6 protein-coding genes and 1 pseudogene are annotated in these 6,689 nt (G+C 72.2%); 5 read left to right on the top strand and 2 right to left on the bottom strand.

What is annotated here, in order from left to right:
* Positions 1–86 precede the first annotated feature (86 nt).
* A complete protein-coding gene (rlmN, locus tag D7W81_RS38715; RefSeq protein ID WP_120560369.1) occupies positions 87–1,163 on the top strand; it encodes a dual-specificity RNA methyltransferase RlmN in 1,077 nt (358 codons plus the stop codon).
* A gap of 200 nt (positions 1,164–1,363) precedes the next feature.
* The gene (locus D7W81_RS38710) at positions 1,364–1,750 is read left to right on the top strand and encodes a hypothetical protein (RefSeq protein WP_120560368.1); all 387 of its coding nucleotides are present in this window, start codon (positions 1,364–1,366) and stop codon (positions 1,748–1,750) included.
* Positions 1,751–1,789: 39 nt separating this feature from the next.
* On the opposite strand, the gene D7W81_RS38705 is transcribed toward D7W81_RS38710, so the two are convergent.
* Complete coding sequence (locus tag D7W81_RS38705) at positions 1,790–3,400, bottom strand: adenylate/guanylate cyclase domain-containing protein (protein WP_120560367.1); 1,611 nt, start codon at positions 3,398–3,400, stop codon at positions 1,790–1,792.
* 33 nt (positions 3,401–3,433) lie between these two features.
* Positions 3,434–4,288, bottom strand: coding sequence for a metallophosphoesterase family protein (locus D7W81_RS38700; protein ID WP_120560366.1), 855 nt, complete (start codon positions 4,286–4,288; stop codon positions 3,434–3,436).
* A 92-nt stretch (positions 4,289–4,380) separates the two neighbouring features.
* Here D7W81_RS38700 and gluQRS point away from each other — a divergent pair, with 92 nt between their 5' ends.
* The 3 genes and pseudogenes from gluQRS to D7W81_RS38685 form a co-directional block, all read left to right on the top strand.
* Positions 4,381–5,319 carry a tRNA glutamyl-Q(34) synthetase GluQRS gene (gene gluQRS / locus D7W81_RS38695; RefSeq protein ID WP_167508145.1) on the top strand — a complete coding sequence of 313 codons (939 nt, stop codon included), beginning with the start codon at positions 4,381–4,383 and terminating at the stop codon, positions 5,317–5,319.
* A 160-nt stretch (positions 5,320–5,479) separates the two neighbouring features.
* Positions 5,480–6,427, top strand: a complete 948-nt coding sequence (locus D7W81_RS38690; protein WP_120560364.1) for a hypothetical protein — start codon at positions 5,480–5,482, stop codon at positions 6,425–6,427.
* A 72-nt stretch (positions 6,428–6,499) separates the two neighbouring features.
* Positions 6,500–6,689, top strand: a pseudogene (locus D7W81_RS38685) (AgmX/PglI C-terminal domain-containing protein); the annotation flags it as partial.

Here is a 6,689-nt window from a genome sequence, read left to right as displayed (position 1 = left end):
AACACACCCGGCGCTGACGCACCCGGGCCCCCCAGCCCGGCGGGCCCGGGTGCGTCAGCGCCGGGTGTGTTATCCCAGGTCCCGTCATGCCGGACGCCACCGTCAACCTCTACGACCTGCCCCGCCCCGCGCTGGACGCGCGGCTCGCCAGCTGGGGCTTCAGCCCCCAGTACCGCGAGCGCGTGTGGACGGGCCTGTACCGCGACGGGGTGACGGCGCCGGGCGACGTGACGGGGCTGCGGCCGGACCTCCAGGCCGTGATCCAGGAGCGCGCGCACCTGGGCGTGCTCGCCACGCACCACGAGAGCTTCAGCAGCGACGGGCTCACCCACAAGCTGCTGTTGCGCCTGCACGACGGGCAGACCATCGAAACGGTGCTGATGCGTTTCAAGGGCCGCGCCACCGTGTGCGTGAGCACGCAGGCCGGGTGCGCCATGGGCTGCGTCTTCTGCGCCACCGGCCAGATGGGCCTGTCGCGCCACCTGACGCCGGGCGAAATCGTGGGCCAGGTGCTCCACGTCACGCGCGTGCTGCGCGCGCAGGGTGAGAGCCTGCGCAACATCGTGCTCATGGGCATGGGCGAGCCCCTGCACAACTACGAGCACACGATGGCCGCGGTGGACATCCTCGTGGACCCCAAGGGCCTGGCGCTGGCGCCGCGCTTCATCACCCTGTCCACCGTGGGCGTGGTGCCCGGCATCCTCCGGCTCGCGGACGAGGCGCGTCCGGTGCAGCTCGCGGTGAGCCTCCACGGCGCGACGGACGCGGAGCGCGCCGCGCTGGTGCCCGCGGGCCGCCGCTGGCCGCTCAACGAGCTGATGGACGCGTGCCGCTACTACGTGGCGAAGCGCAAGCGCCGCATCTTCTTCGAGTGGACGCTCATCTCCGGCCGCAACGACACCGCGGAGCACGCGCACACGCTGGGACAGCTGCTGCACGGGATGGACGCGCACGTGAACGTCATCCCGCTCAACCCCACGGTGGGCTACGACGGCGGGCCCAGCGTCCCCGACGCGGTGCGTGCGTTCCAGGACGTGCTCACGTCGCACGGCGTGCCCAGCACGGTGCGCCAGCGTCGCGGCATCGACATCGACGCGGGCTGCGGCCAGCTCAAGGCCGCCGTGGAGCGCAAGCCCCGCCGCTCCCTTCCCGTCGCGTCCTGAGCAACGTGCGGGGTCGCGCGGCACACCACCCGACCCGCGGTGTCACCCTGCCGCGCTAGCATGCGCCCCCGCTCACATGTGCGTCACGGATGTGGGCAGCAGCCGGATGTTCATGGGCCCTTGCGTGGGGTGGGCTCGTGGGCACATTCTTCAAGACGGCTTCCACGCAACCCCAACGGCTTCTCTGGCGGAGGTGGGCAATGCTTTCCATCCAGGAGCACGGCACGGTGGAAGAGGCGAGCAGCAACCTGCTCGACTTCATCCTGATCCCCGACAACTGGCTCGAGCAGGCCCCTCCGCAGCCCGAGGGCTCCGCCGCGTGGCCTGCATCGGACACGCAGTACCAGCGGCGCGTGGGTCCCCTGCGCATCTGTGCATCGGTGGACGTGGCGCCGTCGCTGGACGTGACGCTCCACATCGCGTTCCGCGCGCCGGGGCTCACGCCCATCAAGGCGGCGGACCACCTGGAGAGCTTCCTCAAGCAGCGCCTGCCGCTGACGCCCAACAGCGAGTGGCAGGTGGAGGTGGACGACCGCCGGTGGATCCACTTCTCGCGCCGCTACGCGGGCACGCACCTGCTGGCCTGACACGCGCTCGGCCCGGCCGGGCTCCGAGCCCGGGTCGCGCTACGGCGACAGCCGGTAGTGGCGCAGCGGCTGGGCCACGTTCTTCACCGGCGTCTCCGTGAGGGGGCCGAACTGGAGCTTGCGCACGAAGGGCTCCTGCGACTGCTTCAGCGCTTCGTGCACGCTCTCCATCACCAGCGTCTCGCGGAAGGCCGCCAGCGACTGCAGGCGCGCGGCCTGGTTCATGCCGCTGGAGAACGCGGTGTAGTTGCGGTTGGGCCCGAAGAGGCCGCAGTTCGCGGTGGCCAGGTTCACGCCCACCGCCACGCCCAGCCCCGGCAGCTTCACCTTCCGGCACAGCGCGGCCACCTCTTCGCGCGCGCTCAACTCCGCGGTGAAGGCCTGGATGTCCTGCGCGGCGCGCACGGCGGCCTCCGCGCGGCGCACGCGGTCCGTCTGGAAGAAGGGCGGACCGAAGAGGCCGATGACGCAGTCACCCACCATCTTGTCGAAGACGCCGCCGTGCGCCCAGATGCAGTCCACGGCGCGCGCGCTCCACTCGTCCACGAAGCGGCCGATGCTGCGCGGGCTGTCGAAGCCCTGCTCGCAGATGCGGGTGAAGCCGTTGATGTCCGCGAACAGGATGCCCACCTCCTGCTCCTGCGCGCGCAGGTGCCGCGCGTAGTCCGGGTCCTCCAGGAGCGCGTCGATGGCGCCCGTGGGGAAGAACTGCGACAGGTGGATGCGCTCGCGGTTGTAGTCCAGCAGGCGCTGGCTCAGCGTGGACGCCAGCACGCGGATGAGGTCCATCGCGTACGCGGAGAAGCCCTCGTTGCTCCAGACGACGATCTTGCCCAGGGGCTCGCTGCGAGTGGCCGCGGAGATGAGCACCGCCTCCGTGGTGCGCCCGTCGAACAGGCGCTTGAGCACGCCCGCGTCCCCGTGCAGGAGCCGCGTCCCGTGCTGGCTGAGCAGCGTCTCCAGCGGGGCGCTGGGCTGCTCTCCGCTCTCGTACTCCAGCTGTCCGTGGCGGTACGTGCGGTAGTGCAGCACGTGCGGCTGCACGGCGTCGCGGTACAGCAACAGGAAGCCCGGCAGCCGCACCCGCTGCGCCAGCGTGCGCACCGCGTGGTCCATGCCCGCCTCGAAGACGGGGTTGGCCAGGTGCTCGTTGCACTGGAGGATGAGCTGGTGCTTCTCCGACGCGGTGTGGACGAGCATCAGCACCGTGTCCAGCTCCTCCGCCACCACGTCCAGCGCGCGCAGGCGCCGGGCGGTGACTCCCGCGTCGCCCGGCGGCCCCGCGAAGAGCACGCCCAGCGTGCCCACGGGTGAGCCCGCCACGTCCAGCGTCTGCGTGAGCAGCGTCCCCGTGTCGTGGACGCTCAGTCCCACGGGCCCCGCCATGAGGCCCCCGGCGAAGACGCCGCCCCAGTCGCCCTCGCTCCAGGTCTGCTCCACCAGCTCCTCGTCGCGCGTGGTGACCGCGATGCCGCGCGCGCCCAGCTGTTTCAGCAGCGTGGGGAAGCAGCGCCGGAAGCACTGGGTGAGCGTCTCGCGCTCCCGGAGGCTCTCCTCCAGCAGGTCGTCCGTGACGCGCCCCAGCTGGCGCAGGAAGCGGTACTCGTCCAGGGACAACTCAGTGGGTGGGGACGTAGGCGCCGGGGTCATGTGCGCCCCTTGTACCGCCGCCGGACGGAACTGTCACAGCACCGGCACGTGCTTCGTTCCGCCCACCACGACGCCGTCCTGGACCTCGATGAGCCAGTACCCCTCCTTCCCCGCCTGGGTGGAGGAGCCCGCGCCAAAAAGGTGCGGCCGGTCCGCGGTGGCCGGGTGGTGGTAGCGCTGGTGGATGTGGCCGTGGAGCACCGCGAAGCGCGGGCCCGGCAGGAGCTTCAGGAGCGCGTCCGCGTCATGCAGCCCGTGGTGCCAGCCGTCCGCGTGGTTCGCGGAGCTCCGAGGCGCGTGATGCACCACGACGAGGATGGCGCGGCCGTCCAGCCGGGCGTCCTTCAGCAGGGCCGCCAGGCCTTCGAGCTGCGCTTCCCCCACGCTTCCGTAGGACAGGCCGGGCGTGGGCAGCGGGCGCGCGGAGCACAGGCCCACCACCGCGGCGCCCTCCCCCACCAGCCGCACGAAGGGGAACGCGCCCTCGCGGCGGTATTCGGGCAGGTCGCTTCCGAGCAGGTCCCCGAAGTGCTGGGCGAAGCGGCCGCTGCGCGCGGCGCCAGGGGTGAAGACGTCGTGGTTGCCGGGGATGACGGTGCAGCGCGCGGGCGTCGGGGCCAGGGGGCTGAGCGCGGCGCGAGCGGCGCGGAACTCGCCCTCCAGGGCGTAGGCGGTGAGGTCGCCGGACAGGATGAAGTGGTCCACGCCGTGCGTGCCCGCCTCGCGGGCGATGGCGGAGAGCGTGGCCTGCGCGTTGCGGTAGGCCTTCGCCCGGCCACCCGCCGTCAACTCGACGAGCGCCACCCAGCGGCGCCAGCCCAGCTTGCGCAGCGGCAGGGCGAAGTAGTCCTCGGTGATGTGGACGTCGGAGCAGTGCAGGAAGCGCATGGACGGAGTCACATCCCTGGGAACGGAAGGAAGCGGCGGGGCATTCTCTCCCAGCACACAGGCGGGGCGGGGAAGTTATGGTGCCGCCCACGATGCGAGGACGCTTCGCCCCCAGCCCCACCGGCCGCATGCACCTGGGCAACGTGAGAAGCGCGCTCCTGGGCTGGCTCCAGGCCCGGGCCGCGGGCGGCGCGTTCCTCCTGCGCATCGAGGACCTGGACCGCGCGCGCTGCCGCCCCGTGTTCCTCCAGGACCTCTACGAGGACCTGCGCTGGCTGGGCCTGGACTGGGACGAACCGCCGCTCGTGCAGAGCGAGCGCGACAGCCTCTACCGCGAGGCCCAGGACCGGCTGGAGCGCGAGGGGCTCATCTACCCGTGCTTCTGCACGCGCGCGGAGATCGCCCGCGCGGCCAGCGCCCCCCACGGCCTGTCCGACGAAGGCCCGCGCTACCCCGGCACCTGCGCGCACCTCACCGCCGGGCAGATCTCCGAGCGCTCCCGCACGCGCGCCCCCGCGTACCGCTTCCGCGCACGCGCGGGCGAGGTGCGCTTCGTGGACGAGCTGATGGGCCCCCAAGCCCAGGACGTGCAGGCGCTGGTGGGGGACTTCGTCGTGCGCCGCAATGACGGCGTGGCCAGCTATCAGCTCGCGGTGGTGGTGGACGACGCGGCCAGCGGCATCACCCACGTGCTGCGTGGGGATGACCTGCTGCCCTCCACGCCCCGGCAGCTCCAGCTCTACTCCGCGCTGGGCCTGAGCGCCCCTGCGTTCCTCCACGTGCCGCTGGTGATGGGCGAGGACGGCAAGCGGCTGGCGAAGCGCGACGGGGCGTTCGCGCTCGCGGAGCTGCGGGCGCGCGGCCGGCCTCCCGAGCATGTCCTGGGGCTGCTCGCCGCCTGGAGCGGCCTGGGCGACGGCAGCCCGGTGGCCCTGCCCGCGCTCGTCGCGCGCTACCGCACGGACGTGCTTCCTCGCGAGCCGGTGGTGGCGCGCGAGGCACTGCTCCTCGACGCGCTCGGCCTGCGCTGAGGCCACCCGGCCGTCCACCCCACCCTTCCGGGCGGGGCGGCCGTGGGGCGGTGAAATGAAGTGGCTTCCCCGGTGCACACCTTCACCCAGACACGTACGTCCTGGCCGTGCCCCAACACACGCGGCCCGGGCGACACACGGAAAGCGAGGGTGGAGTCCCATGGCAGCCATTGTCGAGAGCGAACGCGCCGGCATGATTCCAGCGGTGCCGGGCAGTGCGTACAAGCTGAGCTGGGGGGCCATCTTCGGTGGCACCTTCGTCGCGCTGGGCGTCTGGATATTGCTCTACACGCTGGGATTGGCGCTGGGTCTGTCGTCGGTGGATCCGGCCAACGCGGGGAGCGCGAAGTCCGCGGGTATCTTCACCGGCATCTGGAGCGTCATCGTCCCGTTGGTCGCGCTCTTCGTGGGCGGCATGGTGGCCGCGCGCAGCGCGGGCATCGTGGACAAGGCGGGAGGCGCGCTGCACGGCGCGGTGCTCTGGGGGCTGACGACGCTCGTGGGTGTCTTCCTGGTGGGCATGCTGCTGTCGAACGTGCTGGGCGCGGTGTTCAACGTGGGCAAGACGGCGGTGAGCGCGGGCGGATCCGCCGCGGTGGGCGCCGTGTCGGAAGGCGGCGGCGCGGCGAAGGCGTTCGGTCTGGATGCCAATGACGCGCTCGGGCCCGTGAACCAGCGCCTGCAAGCGGAGGGCAAGCCCGCCATCACCGCGAACCAGCTGGAGGCGGCGACCAAGGACATCGTCACCGAGGGCGTGCGCCAGGGCCGCGTGGACCGCGAGCTGCTGGTGAGCAACATCGCGCAGAACACCAAGCTGTCGCGCCAGGACGCGGAGGGCGTGGCCACCCGAGTGGAGCAGCAGATCGACCAGGCCAAGGGCAAGGCCGGTCAGGTGGGCGAGCAGGTGCAGCAGGGCGCTCTGAAGGTGGCGGACCGCTCCGGCCGCGTCTTCTGGGGCATCTTCGCGGGGCTCCTGCTGGGGCTTGTCTCGGCGGTGCTCGGCGCCACGCTGGGCGTCAGCCGCAAGCAGCGCATCCGCGCGGAAGGGGCGGTGGTGCCGCCTCCGACGACCACGACGACCACGTCCCGTCGCGAGGTGTATCCGTAGCCTCGGGCGCTCGCGTGCATCCCCGCTTCACGGCCTCCCGTGAGGCGGGTATGACACGCGGGCTCCCGGCCCATGTCCTCGCACCGCACCCTCGTCCGCTGGTTCCTCATCCCCGGCCTGAGCCTGGGGCTGTTCCTGCTGTTCGCGCTGGGGGCCGCGTGGGTGACGCGCTTCATCGACACACCGGCGCCGTCCGAACCCGTCGTGCCACCGCCGGCCCTCCCACGCCGCGAGCCCCCTGCCGAGCGCGAACCCTCCCGGG

Source organism: Corallococcus aberystwythensis (genome assembly GCF_003612165.1).
GTDB classification, from domain to species: domain Bacteria; phylum Myxococcota; class Myxococcia; order Myxococcales; family Myxococcaceae; genus Corallococcus; species Corallococcus aberystwythensis.
The sequence above is the reverse complement of the archived record's forward strand: the minus strand, read 5'-3'. Positions and strand labels throughout refer to the sequence as shown.

Excerpts from the sequence above, each read along its gene's own strand:
- rlmN (WP_120560369.1), top strand. The coding sequence starts at position 87 with ATGCCGGACGCCACCGTCAACCTCTACGACCTGCCCCGCCCCGCGCTG.
- D7W81_RS38710 (WP_120560368.1), top strand. The coding sequence starts at position 1,364 with ATGCTTTCCATCCAGGAGCACGGCACGGTGGAAGAGGCGAGCAGCAAC.
- D7W81_RS38705 (WP_120560367.1), bottom strand. The coding sequence starts at position 3,400 with ATGACCCCGGCGCCTACGTCCCCACCCACTGAGTTGTCCCTGGACGAG.
- D7W81_RS38700 (WP_120560366.1), bottom strand. The coding sequence starts at position 4,288 with ATGCGCTTCCTGCACTGCTCCGACGTCCACATCACCGAGGACTACTTC.
- gluQRS (WP_167508145.1), top strand. The coding sequence starts at position 4,381 with ATGCGAGGACGCTTCGCCCCCAGCCCCACCGGCCGCATGCACCTGGGC.
- D7W81_RS38690 (WP_120560364.1), top strand. The coding sequence starts at position 5,480 with ATGGCAGCCATTGTCGAGAGCGAACGCGCCGGCATGATTCCAGCGGTG.